The following is an 18,744-nucleotide window of genomic DNA, read 5'->3' as shown; positions in this document are numbered from 1 at the left end:
AATAGTTTAGAGCATGATGTCATCCGAAAACCGCTCACACTTTTCGGCATCATGCTCTGGCCCCACCCAACTTTCCACTGCATCGCCCACCGCTGTTCCGCAAGGGAAATAAGCTGACGGCCCAGTGTTGACAGCCGAAAAAATCTCTGACATCAAATTTCTCGACTGTCGAGAAAATAATCCAAATTTTTCTGGACAGCTTTTCGCGGTGGCCGGAGGAAGCATGGGCTGGGCCGGTCGCAACTCACTCGGGAGGATTTTATGAAGTCTATCTTGAAGCTGATGGCCGGGGCGGCCATTCTCGTTTCCGTGCATACCGCGGCCATGGCTGCCGATCTCGTCGTCGGCGTTTCCTGGTCGAATTTCCAGGAAGAGCGCTGGAAGACCGACGAAGCCGCGATCAAGAAGGCTCTCGAAGCCAAGGGCGCCAAGTATATTTCCGCTGACGCCCAGTCTTCGGCCGCAAAGCAGCTGACCGACGTCGAATCGCTGATCTCGCAGGGCGCCAACGCACTGATCATTCTCGCCCAGGATTCCGACGCCATCGGCCCGGCAATCGAAAAGGCCGCTGCCGAAGGCATTCCGGTTGTCGGCTACGACCGCCTGATCGAAAATCCGGCTGCTTTCTACATCACCTTCGACAACAAGGAAGTCGGCCGCCTGCAGGCCGAGGGCGTCTTCAAGGCGAAGCCCGAAGGCAACTACGTCTTCATCAAGGGCTCGTCCTCAGACCCGAATGCCGACTTCCTGTTCTCCGGCCAGGAAGAAGTGCTGAAGGCCGCGATCGACGCCGGCAAGATCAAGAATGTCGGCGAAGCCTATACGGACGGCTGGCTGCCTGAGAATGCTCAGCGCAACATGGAGCAGTTCCTGACCGCCAACAACAACAAGGTTGACGCAGTCGTTGCTTCGAACGACGGCACCGCCGGCGGCGCGATCGCAGCCCTCGACGCCCAGGGTCTTGCCGGCTCCGTTCCGGTTTCCGGCCAGGACGGCGACAAGGCGGCGCTGAACCGCATCGCGCTCGGCACGCAGACGGTTTCCGTCTGGAAGGACAGCCGCGAACTCGGCACCCGCGCTGCCGAAATCGCTCTCGACCTCGCCGGCGGCAAGGACATGAGCAAGATCGACGGCGCCCAGGCTTTCAAGGGCGGCCCGAAGGGCGTGGAAATGCAGTCTGTCTTCCTGAAGCCGCAGGCAATCACCAAGGAAAACCTCAACGTCGTCATCGACGCCGGCTGGATTTCCAAGGCTGAAGCCTGCCAGGGCGTCAAGGCCGACACTGTCGCTGCCTGCAAGTAAGCACGCTTCGGACTGAACTGCCGGCGCCGCAGCGGAGAGACCGCTGCGGCGCCGGATGCGGATGCGAACTCCAAGGATGCAGTTCCTCCGCCTCGCCGCACCATCGCGGACCTGCATTCCCTGCCGGAAGGGTGTCGCGACGCCACGCCACGGTTTCCGGAAGCATCGCGATGGTCAGTTGAAGAACAGACGATGACGCCGCCAACAGTTTCGGGCACGCCGGCGCACCCGTCCAAACATAATGGGGGAACGGCAAACCCATGGCCGAAATGGTAAAATCAACAGCATCTAGCGGGCCGCGAACGGCGGAAGCCAATCCGGTGACCCGCTTCTTCCGCGCGACCGAGATCGACACGCGTCTGCTCGGCATGATCGGCGCGCTCATCATCATCTGGATCGGTTTCCACATCATCACCGGCGGCCTGTTCCTGACCCCGCGCAATCTCTGGAACCTCTCGGTCCAGACGACCGACATCGCGATCATGACGACGGGCATGGTGCTGATCATCGTCACCCGCAACATCGATCTTTCCGTCGGTTCCGTGCTCGGCCTCTGCGGCATGATCATGGGCGTGACCCAGGCGAAGATCCTGCCTGAGTATATCGGCTTCGACAGCCCCTTCACCTGGGCGATCACGCTGCTGGTCGGCATTGCGGCAGGCTTCCTGATCGGCGCCTTCCAGGGCATGATCATCGCCTTCCTGAACGTTCCCTCCTTCATCGTCACCCTCGGCGGCCTGCTGGTCTGGCGCGGTGCGACCTGGCTTGTGACCAGCGGCCAGACGGTTGCCCCGATGGACCAGACCTTCCGCATCATGGGCGGCGGCGCGGAGGGCTCGATCGGCGCCACCTGGAGCTGGATCGTCGGCATCGCCGCCTGCCTGTTCGTCGTCGCCAGCATCATCGGCTCGCGCCGGCAGCGCCGCCGCTTCGGCTTTCCGCGCCGGCCGATCTGGGCGGAATATTTCCTCGCCATCCTCAGCTGCGTGCTGATCCTCGGCGCGGTGTCGATCGCCAACAGCTATTACTGGCCGATCAATATCGCCAAGAAATATGCCGAGACCAACAATATCCCCTGGCCCGAAACCGGCCTGGATATTCCTTACGGCATCGCCGTGCCGGTGCTGATCGCGATTGTCGTCGGCATCATCATGACCTTCATCGCCACCCGGCTGCGCTTCGGCCGCTATGTCTTCGCGATCGGCGGCAACCCCGAGGCGGCAGAGCTCGCCGGCATCAAGACCCGCTGGGTGACAGTGCGCATCTTCGCGCTGATGGGCGTGCTCGCGGCCATTGCGGCGGCGATTTCCACCGCCCGCCTCAATGCCGCCACCAACTCGCAGGGCACGCTCGACGAGCTTTACACCATCGCCGCAGCCGTGATCGGCGGAACGTCGCTGGCGGGCGGCACCGGCACGATCGCCGGCGCCATGCTCGGCGCGCTGGTCATGCAATCGCTGCAATCCGGCATGGTTCTCGCGCATGTCGACACACCGCTGCAGAGCGTCGTCGTCGGCACTGTCCTCGTCGTGGCGGTCTGGCTCGACACCGTCTATCGCGCCCGTGCCAAGTGAGAGGAGCCCTAGACATGGCTGATCAACGCACTCCCCTTGTGGAACTGAAAAACATCTCGATCTCCTTCGGCGGCATCCACGCCGTGGACAATGCCTCGGTCGATCTCTACCCCGGCGAAGTGGTCGCCCTGCTCGGCCACAACGGCGCCGGCAAATCGACGCTGATCAAGATCCTCTCCGGCGCCTACAAGCGCGACTCGGGCGATATCCTGATCAACGGCGAGCCGGCCGACATCCGCAACCCGCGCGACGCCAAGAAATACGGCATCGAGACGATCTACCAGACGCTGGCTGTCGCCGACAATGTCGACGCCGCCGCCAACCTCTATCTCGGCCGCGAGCTGAAGACCCGCTGGGGCACGCTGGACGACGTGGCGATGGAAGCTTCGGCGCGCGAAGTGATGGGGCGCCTCAACCCCAACTTCAAGCGCTTCAAGGAGCCGGTCAAGGCGCTTTCGGGCGGCCAGCGGCAATCGGTGGCGATTGCCCGCGCCATCCTCTTCAACGCCCGCATCCTGATCATGGACGAGCCGACGGCCGCCCTCGGCCCCCAGGAGACGGCGCAGGTGGGCGAGCTGATCAAGCAGCTGAAGAAGGAAGGCATCGGCATCTTCCTCATCAGCCACGACATCCACGACGTCTTCGACCTCGCCGACCGCGTCTCGGTGATGAAGAACGGCCAGCTGGTGGGCCACGCCCGCACCGAGGACGTGACCAAGGACGAGGTGCTTGGAATGATCATCCTCGGCAAGGTGCCGCCCAAGGCCATCCCCGGCCCCGGCGCCATGCAGATCTGACCGCCGCCAGGCGCCCTGCCCCCAGACAACCCGCTCCGCCGCCCGCAAGGCCGGCGGAGTTTTTTGTGCGCAGCGCGGGAGCTGACGAATAAAAACACCCTGCAAACCGCAAGCATTGGTATTTCTGAGAAATTCGCGATTGAAGCCGGCCGCAAGCTAGGCTAAGAACCACCCATCGGACAGGCGATTCAAACCGCCTTCGGCATGCACCCGTAGCTCAGCTGGATAGAGTGTTGGATTCCGATTCCAAAGGTCACAGGTTCGAATCCTGTCGGGTGCGCCATATCTTCCAGGGTCCGTTCTGGACACATGGGTTACGGTTTATTCCTAAGACATAGGTAACACTTTCGCGCCGAAAGGGTTTGGCAGCAGTTCGAGCCTGCATGTCTCGTCATCGAAGTATCCCAGATCGTAATTCATGAAGCTTGCGAGCCGGATATGGTCTTCGACCTGTTTGATGCCGACGGCCTGGCCGGCAAAGACCAGAAATGCCTTCGAGCCAACGGCCTGTGCAGCGCCTTGTTGCCATCACATCTCCGGCATGGCAGTGAAACAACGGACAACAATTACGCAGAGCGTTGCATATGACGACAACGATCGATTTCGCAGAGATGCGGGCCTTCATCGCCGTCGTGACCGAGGGATCTTTTACGGCCGCAGCGGAACGCCTCGACACCGACAAGGCACGGGTCAGCAGGACTGTTCGGCGCATGGAAGAAAAGCTCGGAGCTCGCCTCCTGAACCGATCGACGCGGCATGTCAGCGTGACCGATGTCGGCCGCGATTATTTCGAAAGGGCTTCTTCGATACTGGCTGCCGCGGAAGCCGCCGAGGCTGCTGTGGCCCAGAAGGCGCAGGAACCGCAAGGACGGTTGAAAGTGACCGCTGGTGTGGAATTCGGGACTACCCAGGTCGACGCCTGGATCGCCGATTTCCTCCGGCGCTGGTCGAAGGTGTCGGTGGAAACGGAATACACGAACCGGATCATCGATCTCGTGCACGAGAGCTTCGACGTCGCCATCCGCATTGGAACTCTGCAGGATTCAGGCCTTTCAGCGCGGAAGTTGGGCGAGCTGTCCTATGGCCTGTATGCTTCGTCGGAGTATCTGCGAAATCGGCCGGACCTCCGCGACGTGGAAGACCTCGCCGATCACGATCTGATAATGCACGTTCCTCGTGGCCGCCCTTCCTGGAGCCTGGTGAATGGCGATCAAATCGAAAAGATCACCCGGACGCCACGCTGCGTGGTCAACAATACGATCACGGCGCGAAACCTCGCACTGTCGGGTTTGGGGATCGTCCAGCTTCCGCGGTATCTTGCGGGTCCGCATGTGGCAAAGGGCGCATTGACGGTGGTCCTGCCGAGCTGGGCACGCAGCACAGTTCCCGTCCATGCCGTCTTCGCCTCCACTCGATATATGGATCCCAAGGTGCGGGGCTTCATCGATCTCTGCCGCGAGCGGTTTAGAGCCGACATATCCCTCACAAATTGAGATCGCGTTTGATTGTCGCCATCAGGGACAACAGTCAGTTGCTCCCTCTCGCACTGTTATCTCTTTGAACAAATCCGCATCTCCAGTCGTGCCGCGGAACGGAACCCAAGCAAGGCGTTCCCGCAGGTACCACGACATGTTGGCGGGCTTCCCGTCGTTCAGAGAGAGAAATCGCAAATGACGCAGATAATTGGAATCATCGGCTCCGGCCTAGTAGGCAAGGCAGTCGCTCGTTTGGCTGTCGCCGCTGGATACCACGTCGTGATCAGCAATTCCCGCGGGCCGGAAACACTCGTCGGACTCGTACAGGAGTTGGGCCCACTCGCCCGCGCCAGCACTGTGGAGGAAGCAATCGAGAGCGCGGATATTGTCTCGATCGCGATCCCGTTGGCGACATTCGAGGCCCTGCCGACGGAGAAGCTCGCGGGAAAGATCGTGCTCGACCAGACCAACTACTATCCCGGCCTGGGAGAGTTTCGCAGAGCCGATCTGGATAACGGCGAGCTGACGTCCAGCGAACTCGTACAGCGGCATCTTCGGAACGCCAAGGTGGTCAAGGGCATCCACAATCTCGGATGGATCCACATGGAAGGCAACGCTCGGCCAAAGGGCGATTCCCGCCGGACCACTCTCCCCATCGCAGGAGACGATGTATCCGCGAAGGATGCCGTCACTCGCTTCATTGAAAACATCGGCTACGACGTCGTCGATGCGGGGTCCCTCGCCGATAGCTGGCGGATCGAACCCAATACGTCGATCTACTTCACGCCCTACACGCCGGAAATTCCTGAGGGCCTGACGGAAGAGGAGGCGAAGAAGGCCTACAAACAGCCAGGCGAACCACTGTCGCCATCTGAGGCGCGGAAGCTCATCGAAACTGCCGAACGTCCCTCGCCGATCGGCGGGACGCTCGAATCCATGCCGCCGGTACATGTCGCGTTGTTCCTTGAACTCGCGAGCGGAGATACGATCAAGAAGTAAGGATTAGGGCGCCTGTTTTCGGGCGCCCTTCACATTCCCGAGGTGATGTCTTTCGGAGATCCCCGCATGACGGCGACAATCGGCTTCTCGGAGATGAAAGTCTTCGTCACTGTCGTGGCGAACGAATCCTTCACCGCTGCGGCGCAACGGCTTGAGACAGACAAGGCGCGGGTGAGCCGGATCGTCCAACGAATGGAGGAGAAACTCGGCGCGCGGTTGCTCAACCGTTCGACGAGGCGCCTCAGCGTAACCGAGGTCGGCAGGGACTATTTCGAGCGCGCGTCATCGATCCTTGCGGCTGCCGAAGCGGCCGAGGCCGCCGTGGCCAACCAGCATCAGGAACCGCAGGGCCGCCTGAAGATCACGGCAACTCCCGAATTCGGAACCACTCGCGTCGACCGCTGGATCGCCGCCTACCTGAAGCAATGGTCGAAGGTCACTGTTGAGACGGTCTACTCGATCCGGTTCGTCGACATCATTCACGAGGGCATTGACGTCGCCATCCGTCTTGGCACCCTGCCGGACTCGGATCTTTCCGCGCGCAAGCTTGGGGAGATCACCTACGGCCTATACGCAAGCCCGGAATATCTTCAGCGGTCCGCCCCGGTGTGGGACGTCGGTGATCTGAACGAGCACGACCTCATCATGAAATCGTCGAAGGGCCGTCCGAGCTGGACCCTCGTCAACGGCGAGACGACCGAACACATATTCCGCGCGCCCCGGTGCGCGCTCGACAACATCGTCGCGGCCAGGAACTTGGCTCTATCCGGGCTCGGCATCGCGCACCTCCCTCGCTTCATGGCAGATCACGACGCTGACCAAGGCACGCTGGTTCGCCTGCTCCCCAACTGGGCAGGCGCGCCCATGCCCGTCCATGCGGTCTTCGCGTCAACGCGATACATGGATCCGAAAGTAAGAAGCTTCGTCGACCTGTGCCGGGAAGCGTTCGGCCACGACTGAACGCCGCCTGCTCGAGTGCGCCCGCCCCGATTGTTGCTTGTCGAAGCAACAGATTGAGGTGCTCCCGGCGTCTAATCCGCTTCGATGGGCATCCTTATGTCTCAAGCCGACGCACGCACCCCAGCGTCAACGCTTGAAGTCAAAGGAACTCAGATGAAAATCGGAATATTGAATGCAGGCAACGTCGGCGGACGCCTTGCGCGTGCTTGGGCAGCCGCAGGCCACGACCTCATGATTGCGAAGGACGGCGAGGATCGGAAACTCGCCCCGCTTTTGGCCGAGTTGGGCAGCAGGGCGCGCCTTGGCACCATCCGGGAGGCCGCCGAATTCGGCGAGGTCATCCTGTTCTCGGTCTACTGGCCGCGAGTCGAGGCAATCGTCGCAGAAGTTGGCGACGCCCTCGATGGCAAGGTCGTCATCGAAACGATGAACCCGCTCGGCGTCACCTCGGACTTCGTGCACTTCCATGACGTTGAATTCATGCGCGACAGTTCGACTTCCGAGAACCTGCAGCAGCGTTTGCCGAAGGCACGGATCGTTAAGGGCTTTAACCTTCTCGCCGCCCCGGTCCTCGAAGCGGCCGCATGGTCGAAGGCGCCTGTCGGACCGGCCGTCTTCTATGCATGCGACGATTCTGCGGCCGGACAGGTAACCCGTACCCTAATCACCGACGCAGGGTTCAGGCCCGTCAATGCAGGGCCTCTCAAAGCCGCCCGCCAGATCGAACAGGTCGCCGTACTCCTGCATAAGATCGCAGACAACGAATTCAACGGCGATGCCGATCTCATCCGGTTGGCCATGACGGTCATCGAAGCGGCGCCCGGCCCCATCGCGCGCGAACGCGTCGCCTGACGGAAGCCCCCAGCTCATTTCGAAAACGAAGGAACATCACATGCAGACACTCAAGGGAAAGACCGCGCTCGTGACCGGAGGATCGCGAGGCATCGGCCGGGCGATCGCCGAATGTCTTGCAAGCCAAGGCGCGACCGTCGCCCTCACGTACAAAGCCAGCAAGTCAGGTGCCGAGGAGGCGGTCAAGACGATCGTGAAAGCCGGTGGCAGCGCGTTCGCACTTCATGCAGATCTGGCCGATGCGGAAGCAATCCCGTCCCTGTTCGAGCACCTTGATCGCGAACTCGCAGAACGAAGCGGCGGCACCGCTCTCGATATCCTGGTCAACAACGCTGGCAATTCCGGATGGGGCGGGCTCTCAGACGCCACGCCGCAAAGCTGGGATGCCATGGTCGCCGTCCATGCGCGTGCGCCGTTCTTTGTCGTGCAGGCGGCGTTGAAGCGGCTTGTCGACGGCGGTCGCATTATCAACGTGTCCTCTGCCGCGGGCGCTCGCCCTATGGCGGTGGTCCCCATCTATTCGATGGTCAAGGCCGCCATCAACAACTTCACGCATGCGCTCGCAGCGGAACTCGGACCGCGCCGGATCACGGTGAACGCGGTCGCGCCCGGCTGGATTCGCACGGACATGAATGCGGTCGTCCGTGAGAACGCGGAGATGGTGAAAGCGATCGAGGCGGATACGGCTCTGAGCCGCTTTGGCGAAACCTCCGATGTCTCCGCCGTCGTCGCGTTTCTGGCCTCCGACGCAGGTCGGTGGGTTACCGCCCAGGTGATCGAAGCCAGCGGTGGCTACAAGCTATAACCAACTTCGCTGAAATCAGTACACGGCCCCAACAGGGGCGGCGGCGGATTTGCCGCTGCCCTCGCTCTAGGTTGCCAGACAAACCGAGGTCGCTCGACTCGTCATAGGGAGCGCCCTCCCCCTCTTTCGGTCAAGTTGCTCTGCCTCGATTCTCGAATTCAACCGATCGGCGGAAGATCTTCGCCAGTCACATCAGCCAGAAGAGACCTAGTGCTACAACACGATGAAGATCTGAAGATATACTCGCTCCTGATCCGCTGGAGTGACGACAACGACAACGAGGGCCACTTCAGTTCGACCATCTGGGCAGAAACGAGGACGAAGCCGAGGCGTTTGTTCGGCAGCAGATGGCGGAGGGAATGGGCGATGATGACGATGACAGGGAGTCTCGATGAGTTGGCTCGCGCATTTTTCTTCATGGCTCAAAAAGCCCCTAAAATTGCATCAATATCTGAAAAATCTCCTTAGAATTGTGTTTGTAAGCTGCGCGGGATCTTCGCAATCAGTTTTGCCAGGGACTGACCACCGTGACCCGTCGTTCAATCATACTGTCCGCAATGCTCGCACTCTTGATCGGCCTCACCGCTGCGATCAGATTTCAGCCCAAATCCATGGTTGGAGTGGAGAGCGCCTTTGCTTCCTGGAATCTGCGCCGGAGCGTTTCGCTCGCCTTCGATCCACAAAATAAGAGGGGCCGCCCATATGAAAGCGCAAAAATCGTTCGAACCGCAATCCTAAGTTCGGATTTTGGAACTGCGCAAAGAGTGACGGAAAATATACTCAAGTTGGGGCACTTGCCGAGCCCGAACACAGATCCTGTCACCAAGTTCCTCGATGCTCTTGTTGATCCGACTGATCCGAGCTTCGGGAGGCAACTGAACGCGTGGGTCGAGAAGAGCCCCGACAGCATGCCCGCTCATTTGGTTCGCGCAAAGTTCTACCACGACGTGGGTTGGCTCCGGCGCGGCCATGGATACGTCAATACTGTTAGCGAAGACGAGATGCAGGCCTTCATGGATGCGATGCGAAATGGCGAGGCGGATGTCATTCGAGCGCTTCAGCTTGATGGTAGTGAACCTTTTCTTCAGTCGCTCCGTCTGGAGATCCTCCGTGGCTACGGCTATTCGGACGAGATGGGCCTGGCTCTTCAAGATAGTGTTTCCAAGTTTCCAGCGTTCTTTCCTCCCTATGATCTCGTGCTCTCGACCCTGCAGCCGAAATGGGGAGGGAACATCGACACCATGTTCCGCTTCGTCGACCATTTTCGGTCTACGGATCCCGACGGCATGGCGACCAAGCTTTTGGATGTCGACGTTTATCGCTACCTCTTAAGCACGGCGTCGACGCAATGCCGGGATAATAGTGAGAACAGCGACTATCAGCGGCTTTCTGACTGTGTTCGTGAGTTCATGAAGGCCAATGCAACTGTCGAGCGCGAGAGCAGGCTCATCGAAGCGTTAGCCGCCATAGGAAAGAAGAACGACTATATCGCCACGAAGGCCGTACAGAAGCTCATTTCCTCTATGATCGACACAGCAGGGTCCGAAATCTATGTCGGGCCGACACTGCAGGCTGCAGCCAATGCATATGATAGCGATACCCGTCTTATCGAAGACGGCAAATCCCGGAATCACTACATGATCGATAGCCTGGTTGCAGAAACCTGGCTTCGGCAAGGCAATCTCGACAATGCGCTTACGAAGTACCAGGAGGCGTTGCGCGACCTTCCACTCACCAAATTCCCCTCGACCTCGGAGCAAGACGCCGCAACAGCGGAGATCAAGGCGCAACTTGCGAAGGTCTACGCCAAACAGAGGCGCTACGCCGACTCCGCCGACGTGGCGCGCGAGGCGGTTGCTCTCGGGGGTAGTGCCGAGGCCCAACTTTGGGTGTGCTACGACAGTTACTGGCTGAAAAAATATGATGCTGCAGTCGATGAATGCGCGGATATTGTCGATGATCAGGAAAATGGACTGAGCGCTCGATATTGGCGTGGAGCCGCTTATCGGGAACTACAGGACGACGACAACGCGATCAGGGAGCTAAGCGTCGTCGCGGAATCGAAGAGTAACTGGCGAGTATCGGCCGCAATTGACCTGTCGATGCTCTATTTCGGTCAAAACGACAATAACGCAGCCCTCAACGTGCTGAATAAGTACGACTACCTGTATGATCTCAAGGCGGCTGGGAAAGATGACGTCGCCGTAGCATTCAACAACAGGTGCTATGCCTATATGGAGCTGGGGGATTATAAAAAGGCCTTGGACGACTGCACCAACTCCCTCGCCAACGGAAACATCCCCGATGCATATAAGAAACAGCAGGAGCTGTTGAAACTGATTGCGTCCCGCTGATGCAGCAGTCGACGCGCGTCCAATGGCAATCGGCCAAAGCTTCTTGGAAAGGGGCCCGTTACCGTCTGACCTTCGATCTCCAGATTGGATCGATAGGCTTGCACCTGCAAGAATCTGAACTGGTGGGCGCGACGTCCGACTCGCGGCACAGGCCGCGATAGCGCCTCGAACAGCCCGCATCCTCAACTCACCGAGCTTCCACATCCCCTCGTTAGCAATTTATTGACCATAAGCTGGCTTTACTGAGCCCGATGGAGCCGGAATTCCCGCCCGTCGTCGCGTGTTCGGTGTGAGACGGGTTTGTTCGTGTTGAAGTATTCACTGCAAGGTTTGTCAGGCGGAATTGCCACGCTCCTGTCGCGTGCGGAGCGCTTCGCAGCGCAGACCATTCTGCCGGCTCTGTTGGCGCTGCCGGCACTTGTCGGTTCCGCATCCTTTGCCTCGGCGGAAGATCGTGCCCTGAAGCTGTTCTTTACCCATACGGGCGAGAAGGCGACGATTACCTATAAGCGCGACGGAAAGTTCGATGCCAAGGGCCTTGCCCAGATCAACCGGTTCCTGCGCGACTGGCGAAGGAACGAGCCGACCCGGATGGATCCCCGGTTGCTCGACCTGGTCTGGGAAGTGTACAAGCGCAGCGGCGGCAAGGATTACATCCACATCGTCTCCGCCTATCGATCGCCCACCACCAACAACATGCTGCGCAACCGCTCGCGCAGCACCGGTGTCGCCAAGAAGAGCCAGCACATGCTGGGTAAGGCGATGGATTTCTACGTTCCCGGCGTGAAGCTTGCGACGCTGCGGGCACTTGCCATGCAGATGCAGGTCGGCGGTGTCGGATATTATCCGACCTCCGGATCGCCCTTCGTGCATCTCGACGTTGGCAATGTCCGAGCCTGGCCGCGCATGTCGCGGCAGGAACTCGCGCGCATATTCCCGAATGGGCAGACGATGCATCTTCCGGCTGATGGCCGGCCGCTGCCGGGATACAATCAGGCGGTTGCGAATTACAAGAAACGCGTCAGCCCCACCGCGATCCAGATTGCCAGCACCGCTGGAGAAGACGAAGAGATGGTGGTCTCGACCAGGTCGAGCCGCGGCACCACGGACGGCAAGCTCGTGACGGCGCTTCTGCCGACGCCGAAAAGCCGGGCATTGAATGCGCTCGCGCTGCAGACCGGCGCGGCCGAGCGGGATGACAAAGGCGCCGCTCCGGATCTTTCGTCCTTGCCGATTCCAATACCGGCGATGCGGCCGGCCGCCCTTGCGCACGACGCGGATGTGGACGACGAACTGGAGACGGCATCGATCGGCCCGATTGCCGCACTGCCGGAGAGGCAGACGCCGGCATTGCCTGATCACGCCCGCTTCCATCCCCGCATTGTGGCACCGGAGGCCTCCAGGCAGGGCGCTGATATGATCGCCTCGCTGCCGATGACCGCTTCCTGGGAAGAAGCAAATTTCCTCGGATCGACGTCCGACGCGGCGCTGATGAAATGGGCGCTGCATTCTCCCGGCGAGGCGATCGGGTTGAGCGCGCCGCGTATCTCGCCCCGCGCGGTTCATCGTGAAGCGAATGTCGCGACGTCGAGTGAGGATGCCATCCCGGTCGCCGCCAGAGGCCCGTTCGATGCCAGCCGGTTTGCGGTTTCGCCCCCGGAGGGCTGACCTCGAACGTCAGCCTGTGCGCTGCGCCTGAGACAAAAGCAGGCGCCCCAACCCCATCGATATTATCGAGATCATGGTGATCGGGAGCATGCGAGCGACCTTGCGGTCAGTCGCAGACGATGCCGTAGATTTCGCGATATTGGTCCAACTGTTCTTTCGGGCCGGCCAGCAGCAGCGGGCATGCGGTGTAGTTTCCCTTCACTTTCCCATTCTCGGTATACATCCAGTCGAAGATATCCGACTTCTCGAATTCGACGCGATCATCGGGCTTGATGTTGTGGATGTACTCAGGCGTATCGCTGAGAAGAGCGGTGAAATGGTCACTTGATGCATTGATCTGATAGACCCACATGAATTCCACATTCGGCGCCATCTGGTCAGTGGTCAGCGCCACACCTTTGGCCTTGTCCGTGAAACCGAGCTTGATGCTGTAATTTTCGGTTCCGGCCGGTGGGTTGCCCAGTTTCTCGAGGAAGCCGTCCAACTCGCTTTTGGATTTCTCATGGGCTTTGGCCATGGCCGGATCGCCGGGCGCGATCAACTGGACGTTGTCGGTGGCCAGAGCGCGTTCGCTGGGAATGATCAGAACGGATAGGCCAAGCATCGAGAAGACTGAAATGACGTTGCGCAACATTCGATGGGTCCAAGATTGTTACTATGTGACGCAACATAGCTATCTCTGGTTGATCTTCAATATCGGCTTGATGCACCTGCGCCGCCGCTGCTAGCCTTCCGATGTTGGGGAGAGTGGGATGGTTACTGACGAGTGGGTTGAACTGTGGGTGATGTTCTGCGCGGCAGGCGGTTTTTGCGCCTACAGCTGGTATTGGTGCATCCGGTCGATCATCTTCTACCGCAAAAACGGTTATGATTTCAGCCAGGATTTCGGCCCTAAAATATCCTGGTCCGGTGGTGGGGGTGATGATCGCCTGTTGGCGACGCCGAAATCGAAGTTCCTGATCGCCATGCCTTTTTCCGTGGTGGCAACCTCTTTTATGTTGCTCTTCACGGTTTTGGCTCTGGCGGGGATTATCAAACTTTGTCTCGATTGCCGTCCATAGCGCGGCGTGCTCGCCAAGAGGCAAGGCACATCCCTTGCCGATTTCGCCGAAAGCGTATTGCGTTCCTATGCCGATAAAGCGGAACGCGCGATCCGCGAGCATGCCGAGGATGAAAGCCGCTGGCAGCGTTATCTTGAAACCTGGGTTTCGCGGCCTTGGGCCGGATGCTGGAGCCGCGTTAGCACCGTGTTAGCGCGCATGATCTACTGTCGTGACGCCAAGGGCCTGGTTATCCGTTGCAACCGGGGCAAGCAGAGTGGCGACGAGCCCTGAAACGTCGACGGCTGACGGAGGTCACATGAAACTGGTGGGCAGCTTGATAGTATTGTGTGCCATCCTGCTATCCGGCGTGCCGGGATCCGCCGCCTCTGGCGGATGGCAGACGGATGGCCAAGGCACGCGATACTGGCACGTCACGCCCCGGCCCGGCCAATGCAACATCAGCCAGGCAAGAAACCGGGCGCTGCGGGCTGGCATCTATCGCAGCGAGATCATACAGCAGGATGACAATGTCATCGTGCTCAGAGGTCTGGATCAATCGGGCGACCGGCGCGAGATCGGCTTCGCCAACATCAGGGGATGCCCCGAGTTGGATGGCTTTGAGGATGCGCGCCCCTGAGGGCATGGCCGGAGTTTGCTCAACGAACGCTACGACCGGATAGCTACTCGCTCTGCCGCAAATTGCGGATCCGGTCGAACAGCACCGCCAGCACGATCGCCCCGCCGATAAACGTGCCCTGCCAGAAGGCATTGATGCCGAGCAGGCCGAGGCTGTTGCGGATCACCTCGATCAGCGCCGCGCCGACCAGGGCGCCGAAAGCGGTGCCGACACCGCCGGCGAGGTTGGCGCCGCCGATGACGGCGGCGGCGATGACCTGGAGTTCCATGCCGGCGCCGATATTGGTGGTGACGGCGCCGAGCCAGCCGGTCTGGACGATGCCGGCAATGCCGGCCGAGAGCGCCGAGATCATGTAGACGGCGACCTTGATGCTGCGCACCGGAACGCCGGTCAGTGTTGCGGCGTGTTCATTGCCGCCGATGGCGAAGACATAGCGGCCGAAGCGCGTCCAGCGCAGCACGAAACCGGTCAACAGCGCCAGGATGACCATGTAGAGCACCGGGTTGGCGATGCCGAAAAACCAGGCGCCGCCGCCGAGCGCCAGCAGCTTGTCATGGTCGGGGCCGAACTGGAAGACGACGGTGTTGTTCGAGGCGACCATCGCCAGGCTGCGCGCAATGGACAGCATGCCGAGCGTCACCACGAAGGGCGGAAAATTGAGATAGGCGATCAGCACGCCGTTGAAGGCGCCGATCACCAGCGCCGTGACGATCGCGGCCGTGATGCCGACCTCGATGGAGTAGCCGGCATTCATGGTGACCGCCAGCACCATGCTGCAGAGGCAGAGCACCGATCCCACAGACAGGTCGATGCCGCCGGTGATGATGACGAGCGTCATGCCGAGCGCGATGATGGCGACGAAGGTGACGTTGCGGGTGATGTTGTAGAGGTTCTTCGCCGTCGCAAAGGAATCGGTGGCGAAGGACAGGAAGAGGCAGGCGAGAAGCACGGCGATCAGCACCCAGAAGGTCTGGCCGCCGACGAACTCCGCAAGCCGGCTGCGCTGCTTCTGTGCAATCGTCTGGTCCAATGTCACTGCCATTTTCGACCTCTCACTCCAGATAGGGCATTTTTCCCCAAGGGCATTTCTTACGGCAGGGATTTCTCCCCTAAGCGGCGGCGCTCACACCTGTTCGATGGCGCCTGTGATCAGACCCGTCACTTCCTCAGGTGAACTCGCGGCAATCGCCTTGTCGGCGACCTTCCGGCCGCGGCGCATGACGATCACCCGGTCGGCGACGGTGAAAACATCGGGCATGCGATGGCTGATCAGCACGACCGCGATGCCGCGGTCGCGCAGCTCGCGGATCAGGTTGAGGACTTCGGCCACCTGGCGGACCGAGATGGCCGCCGTCGGCTCGTCCATCAGTACGATCTTGGCCTCCGACAGCATGGTGCGCCCGATCGCCACCGCCTGCCGCTGGCCGCCCGACATCTGCTTGACGAGGTCGCGCGGGCGGGTTTCCGATTTCAGCTCCTTGAAGATCTCGCCGGCGCGCCGGTACATTGTCTTGTAATCGAGAACCTTCAGGGGGCCGATGCCGCGCCTGAGCTCGCGGCCGAGGAAGACATTGGCGGCCGCCGTCAGATTGTTGCACAGCGCCAGATCCTGATGGACGATCTCGATGCCGTGCTGGCGCGCCTCGACCGGCCGGTGCATGACGATCTCCTTGCCCTCGAGCCGCATCGTGCCTTCGCTCGGCCGGAAGTTGCCGGCGATCATCTTCACCAGCGTGCTTTTGCCGGCGCCGTTATCGCCCATCAGGCCGACGACCTGGCCGGCTTCGAGCGTAAACGACACGTCGTTGACCGCCTGGATGGCGCCGAAATGTTTCGAGATATTGGTGAGTTCGAGAACCGCGACCAGCCGACTACCCTCCTCGGAACCTGCAGGCCTGCCTCACCGCCGGCTGCCGATACCCGGCTGCCAGTCGGACGCCTGCGATCTCGCTCGGCCGATCTCCTCCCGGAAAAGCGATTATCTTCATTAATGCAAAAGCGCCCGGAATCGTCAATCAAATGTCCGCTAAATCAGTCCCTCACCGCAAAAATCTATTTTGTACGATAAATACAGATTGACGCCGGAAACGCGCGCATATTAGCTGTTGCTGGGGAGAGAGGTATGCTGATCCTTGTCACCGGGGCTACGGGCAAGGTCGGGCGGCGCTTCATTGCTGGGCTGCTTGACGAGCCGCGATTTTCCGAAGCGCGCATTCGCGCGCTTTGCCATAATCGTGTGCTCGAGGAAACCGACCGCATCAGTGTCGTCAAGGGCTCGATTGCCGACAGCGATGTCGTGGCCGCGGCAATGGACGGCGTCACCCATGTCGTGCATCTTGCCACCTGCAAGGAAATCCCTGAAGATGTGATGGACATCACCGTCAAGGGCCTGTTCTGGCTGCTCGAGGCGTTTCGCGCCAGCCCGACGGCAAAGCAGTTCATCCTGATCGGCGGCGATGCCGGCATCGGCCATTTCTTCTATCGCCATGACGGGCCGGTGACCGAAAAGACGCCGCATCGCGCCTATCCCGGGTGCTATGCGCTGTCCAAGGTGCTCGAAGAGGTGATGCTCGAGCAGTTCACCATCCAGTACGGCATCAACAGTTGCTGCCTCAGGGCGCCCTGGATCATGGAGAAGGACGATTTCAAATTCACGCTGTCCTTTGGCGACGATGTCTTCGGCGGGCCGGACTGGAAGACGCTGGTGCCGGCTGATGATGCCGAGCGTTACGCGCATAATGGCACGGTGCCGCTGCTGCGCGATGCCGACGGGCGGCCGCTGAAGCGCAATTTCGTCCATGTCGACGATCTCGTCGCGGCAATCCTGGCGGCAATCGACAATCCGCGCGCCAAGGGGGAGCTTTTCAACATCTCGATGGATCGGCCGGTCGATTATGGCGAGGTCGCCGATTTTCTCGCCCGCACGCGCGGGCTCGGCTCGGTCGATATCGCAAGCCAGTTTCACTCGAACTGGATGGACAACAGCAAGGCCAGATATCTTTTGGACTGGAAGCCGGTCTACGATCTGGAAAAGCTGATCAATTCGGCTTGGGACTACCAGCGTTCGAGGGAGGAGCCTCGGGTCGTCTGGTATCCAGGTTGATGACGCGGCGGGTGCAGAAGCGCCCGTCTTTTTCAATGGGAGGAAGCTATGAGGAAGGCATTATTGCTTACAGCTGCAGTCCTGGCGTTGACGGCCGGACAGGCGCTCGCCGCCAAGAAGCAGCTGGTCATCGTCGTCAAAGGCCTCGACAACCCGTTCTTCGAGGCGATCAACCAGGGTTGCCAGAAGTGGAACAAGGAAAACGCATCCGCCGAATATGAATGCTTCTACACGGGTCCGGCATCGACCTCCGATGAGGCCGGCGAGGCGCAGATCGTCCAGGATATGCTGGGTAAAGCCGATACCGCCGCCATCGCCATCTCGCCGTCGAACGCCAAGCTGATCGCCCAGACGCTGAAGACCGCCAATCCGAGCGTTCCGGTGATGACGCTCGATGCCGATCTCGCGGCAGATGATGCGGCGCTACGCAAGACCTATCTCGGCACCGACAATTATCTGATGGGCGCCAAGATCGGCGAATATATCAAGAAGGCCAAGCCGAAGGGCGGCAAGATCTGCACCATCGAAGGCAATCCCGGCGCCGACAACATCCTGCGCCGCGCCCAGGGCATGCGCGATACGCTGAGCGGCCAGAAGGGCCTTGCGGCACTGAAGGGTGAAGGCGGCTGGACTGAGGTGGCCGGCTGCCCGGTTTTCACCAATGACGACGGCGCCAAGGGCGTGCAGGCGATGACCGACATCCTTGCCGCCAATACCGACCTCGATGCCTTCGGCATCATGGGTGGCTGGCCGCTGTTCGGCGCCCCGCAGCCCTATCGCGACCTGTTCAAGCCGATGGCCGACAAGATCGCCAAGAACGAATTCGTCATCGGCGCCGCCGACACGATCGGCGACGAAGTGGCGATCGCCAAGGAGGGCCTGGTCACCGCGCTGGTCGGCCAGCGGCCGTTCGAAATGGGCTACAAGGCGCCAACCGTGATGATGGACCTGATTGCTGGAAAGAAGGTCGAGGATCCGGTGTTTACCGGGCTGGACGAATGCACCAAGGATACGGTGGATACCTGCATTCAGAAGTGATCCTGGCTGTCGGTCTGCGCCAATGGCTGCCCCTCACCCTAACCCTCTCCCCGTTCTGACGGGGAGAGGGGACGTGCCCTGCGCGAGGTTACGTGGGAACCGAGCGGTCGCGGCACATCCCCTTCGCCCCGCAAGCG

Annotated in this window: 17 protein-coding genes, 1 tRNA gene and 2 pseudogenes; 16 read left to right on the top strand and 4 right to left on the bottom strand. The window is 60.5% G+C overall.

The window, feature by feature from the left end; translation table 11 throughout:
- Window positions 1-261: 261 nt before the first annotated feature.
- The 4 genes from xylF to AF337_RS21910 all read left to right on the top strand — a co-directional run bounded on the left by xylF (window position 262) and on the right by AF337_RS21910 (window position 3,956).
- Window positions 262-1,302 (top strand): D-xylose ABC transporter substrate-binding protein, encoded by a 1,041-nt coding sequence (gene xylF / locus AF337_RS21925; protein WP_049733791.1) that lies wholly within the window; start codon window positions 262-264, stop codon window positions 1,300-1,302.
- A gap of 260 nt (window positions 1,303-1,562) precedes the next feature.
- Window positions 1,563-2,876, top strand: coding sequence for a sugar ABC transporter permease (locus AF337_RS21920; RefSeq protein WP_049733790.1), 1,314 nt, complete (start codon window positions 1,563-1,565; stop codon window positions 2,874-2,876).
- 14 nt (window positions 2,877-2,890) lie between these two features.
- On the top strand, window positions 2,891-3,673 hold the full coding sequence (locus AF337_RS21915; protein WP_007630865.1) for an ATP-binding cassette domain-containing protein: 783 nt from the start codon (window positions 2,891-2,893) through the stop codon (window positions 3,671-3,673).
- A 206-nt stretch (window positions 3,674-3,879) separates the two neighbouring features.
- Window positions 3,880-3,956 (top strand) — tRNA-Arg (locus tag AF337_RS21910).
- 44 nt (window positions 3,957-4,000) lie between these two features.
- Here AF337_RS21910 and AF337_RS46530 read toward each other — a convergent pair.
- A pseudogene (locus tag AF337_RS46530) lies at window positions 4,001-4,159 on the bottom strand (IS481 family transposase); the annotation flags it as partial.
- 125 nt (window positions 4,160-4,284) lie between these two features.
- On the opposite strand from AF337_RS46530, the gene AF337_RS21905 reads away from it, so the two are divergent.
- The 7 genes from AF337_RS21905 to AF337_RS21870 all read left to right on the top strand — a co-directional run bounded on the left by AF337_RS21905 (window position 4,285) and on the right by AF337_RS21870 (window position 12,786).
- A complete protein-coding gene (locus tag AF337_RS21905; protein ID WP_244471295.1) occupies window positions 4,285-5,166 on the top strand; it encodes a LysR family transcriptional regulator in 882 nt (293 codons plus the stop codon).
- 177 nt (window positions 5,167-5,343) lie between these two features.
- A complete protein-coding gene (locus AF337_RS21900) occupies window positions 5,344-6,147 on the top strand; it encodes an NADPH-dependent F420 reductase (RefSeq protein WP_049733788.1) in 804 nt (267 codons plus the stop codon).
- Between the two features lie 66 nt (window positions 6,148-6,213).
- Entirely contained in the window at window positions 6,214-7,107 is an 894-nt protein-coding gene (locus tag AF337_RS21895; RefSeq protein WP_049733787.1) for a LysR family transcriptional regulator, read from the top strand.
- A gap of 96 nt (window positions 7,108-7,203) precedes the next feature.
- Window positions 7,204-7,959, top strand: coding sequence for an NADPH-dependent F420 reductase (locus AF337_RS21890; protein WP_225881125.1), 756 nt, complete (start codon window positions 7,204-7,206; stop codon window positions 7,957-7,959).
- 40 nt (window positions 7,960-7,999) lie between these two features.
- The gene (locus AF337_RS21885; RefSeq protein ID WP_049733785.1) at window positions 8,000-8,764 is read left to right on the top strand and encodes an SDR family NAD(P)-dependent oxidoreductase; all 765 of its coding nucleotides are present in this window, start codon (window positions 8,000-8,002) and stop codon (window positions 8,762-8,764) included.
- A gap of 527 nt (window positions 8,765-9,291) precedes the next feature.
- The gene (locus AF337_RS21875) at window positions 9,292-11,118 is read left to right on the top strand and encodes a tetratricopeptide repeat protein (RefSeq protein ID WP_244471294.1); all 1,827 of its coding nucleotides are present in this window, start codon (window positions 9,292-9,294) and stop codon (window positions 11,116-11,118) included.
- Between the two features lie 300 nt (window positions 11,119-11,418).
- Complete coding sequence (locus tag AF337_RS21870) at window positions 11,419-12,786, top strand: peptidoglycan L,D-endopeptidase MepK (RefSeq protein WP_049733783.1); 1,368 nt, start codon at window positions 11,419-11,421, stop codon at window positions 12,784-12,786.
- A gap of 106 nt (window positions 12,787-12,892) precedes the next feature.
- Here the strand turns inward: AF337_RS21870 and AF337_RS21865 are convergent, their stop codons facing one another.
- Window positions 12,893-13,420 (bottom strand): YegJ family protein, encoded by a 528-nt coding sequence (locus AF337_RS21865; protein ID WP_049733782.1) that lies wholly within the window; start codon window positions 13,418-13,420, stop codon window positions 12,893-12,895.
- 118 nt (window positions 13,421-13,538) lie between these two features.
- On the opposite strand from AF337_RS21865, the gene AF337_RS21860 reads away from it, so the two are divergent.
- The 3 genes from AF337_RS21860 to AF337_RS21850 are packed head-to-tail and all read left to right on the top strand — an operon-like array spanning window position 13,539 to window position 14,466.
- A complete protein-coding gene (locus tag AF337_RS21860; RefSeq protein ID WP_049733781.1) occupies window positions 13,539-13,847 on the top strand; it encodes a hypothetical protein in 309 nt (102 codons plus the stop codon).
- Window positions 13,848-13,853: 6 nt separating this feature from the next.
- A complete protein-coding gene (locus AF337_RS21855; RefSeq protein ID WP_049733780.1) occupies window positions 13,854-14,120 on the top strand; it encodes a hypothetical protein in 267 nt (88 codons plus the stop codon).
- Between the two features lie 25 nt (window positions 14,121-14,145).
- The gene (locus AF337_RS21850; protein WP_049733779.1) at window positions 14,146-14,466 is read left to right on the top strand and encodes a hypothetical protein; all 321 of its coding nucleotides are present in this window, start codon (window positions 14,146-14,148) and stop codon (window positions 14,464-14,466) included.
- Between the two features lie 43 nt (window positions 14,467-14,509).
- On the opposite strand, the gene AF337_RS21845 is transcribed toward AF337_RS21850, so the two are convergent.
- Both AF337_RS21845 and AF337_RS21840 read right to left on the bottom strand, forming a co-directional pair.
- Window positions 14,510-15,508: an ABC transporter permease gene (locus AF337_RS21845; RefSeq protein ID WP_049733778.1), complete on the bottom strand. Its 999-nt coding sequence runs from the start codon at window positions 15,506-15,508 to the stop codon at window positions 14,510-14,512.
- 81 nt (window positions 15,509-15,589) lie between these two features.
- A pseudogene (locus AF337_RS21840) lies at window positions 15,590-16,485 on the bottom strand (ATP-binding cassette domain-containing protein).
- A 103-nt stretch (window positions 16,486-16,588) separates the two neighbouring features.
- Here AF337_RS21840 and AF337_RS21835 point away from each other — a divergent pair.
- Window positions 16,589-17,569, top strand: a complete 981-nt coding sequence (locus AF337_RS21835) for an NAD-dependent epimerase/dehydratase family protein (protein WP_049733776.1) — start codon at window positions 16,589-16,591, stop codon at window positions 17,567-17,569.
- A gap of 48 nt (window positions 17,570-17,617) precedes the next feature.
- Window positions 17,618-18,607, top strand: coding sequence for a substrate-binding domain-containing protein (locus AF337_RS21830; protein ID WP_049733775.1), 990 nt, complete (start codon window positions 17,618-17,620; stop codon window positions 18,605-18,607).
- Window positions 18,608-18,744 lie beyond the last annotated feature (137 nt).

This window comes from Rhizobium ecuadorense (genome assembly GCF_001187535.1).
In the GTDB taxonomy this organism is placed as follows: Bacteria; Pseudomonadota; Alphaproteobacteria; order Rhizobiales; family Rhizobiaceae; genus Rhizobium; species Rhizobium ecuadorense.
The sequence above is the reverse complement of the archived record's forward strand: the minus strand, read 5'-3'. Positions and strand labels throughout refer to the sequence as shown.

Bases quoted from the DNA above. Each gene is read 5' to 3' on its own strand.
- xylF (WP_049733791.1), top strand. From the start codon at position 262: ATGAAGTCTATCTTGAAGCTGATGGCCGGGGCGGCCATTCTCGTTTCC.
- AF337_RS21920 (WP_049733790.1), top strand. From the start codon at position 1,563: ATGGCCGAAATGGTAAAATCAACAGCATCTAGCGGGCCGCGAACGGCG.
- AF337_RS21915 (WP_007630865.1), top strand. From the start codon at position 2,891: ATGGCTGATCAACGCACTCCCCTTGTGGAACTGAAAAACATCTCGATC.
- AF337_RS21905 (WP_244471295.1), top strand. From the start codon at position 4,285: ATGCGGGCCTTCATCGCCGTCGTGACCGAGGGATCTTTTACGGCCGCA.
- AF337_RS21900 (WP_049733788.1), top strand. From the start codon at position 5,344: ATGACGCAGATAATTGGAATCATCGGCTCCGGCCTAGTAGGCAAGGCA.
- AF337_RS21895 (WP_049733787.1), top strand. From the start codon at position 6,214: ATGACGGCGACAATCGGCTTCTCGGAGATGAAAGTCTTCGTCACTGTC.
- AF337_RS21890 (WP_225881125.1), top strand. From the start codon at position 7,204: ATGTCTCAAGCCGACGCACGCACCCCAGCGTCAACGCTTGAAGTCAAA.
- AF337_RS21885 (WP_049733785.1), top strand. From the start codon at position 8,000: ATGCAGACACTCAAGGGAAAGACCGCGCTCGTGACCGGAGGATCGCGA.
- AF337_RS21865 (WP_049733782.1), bottom strand. From the start codon at position 13,420: ATGTTGCGCAACGTCATTTCAGTCTTCTCGATGCTTGGCCTATCCGTT.
- AF337_RS21860 (WP_049733781.1), top strand. From the start codon at position 13,539: ATGGTTACTGACGAGTGGGTTGAACTGTGGGTGATGTTCTGCGCGGCA.
- AF337_RS21850 (WP_049733779.1), top strand. From the start codon at position 14,146: ATGAAACTGGTGGGCAGCTTGATAGTATTGTGTGCCATCCTGCTATCC.
- AF337_RS21845 (WP_049733778.1), bottom strand. From the start codon at position 15,508: ATGGCAGTGACATTGGACCAGACGATTGCACAGAAGCAGCGCAGCCGG.
- AF337_RS21835 (WP_049733776.1), top strand. From the start codon at position 16,589: ATGCTGATCCTTGTCACCGGGGCTACGGGCAAGGTCGGGCGGCGCTTC.
- AF337_RS21830 (WP_049733775.1), top strand. From the start codon at position 17,618: ATGAGGAAGGCATTATTGCTTACAGCTGCAGTCCTGGCGTTGACGGCC.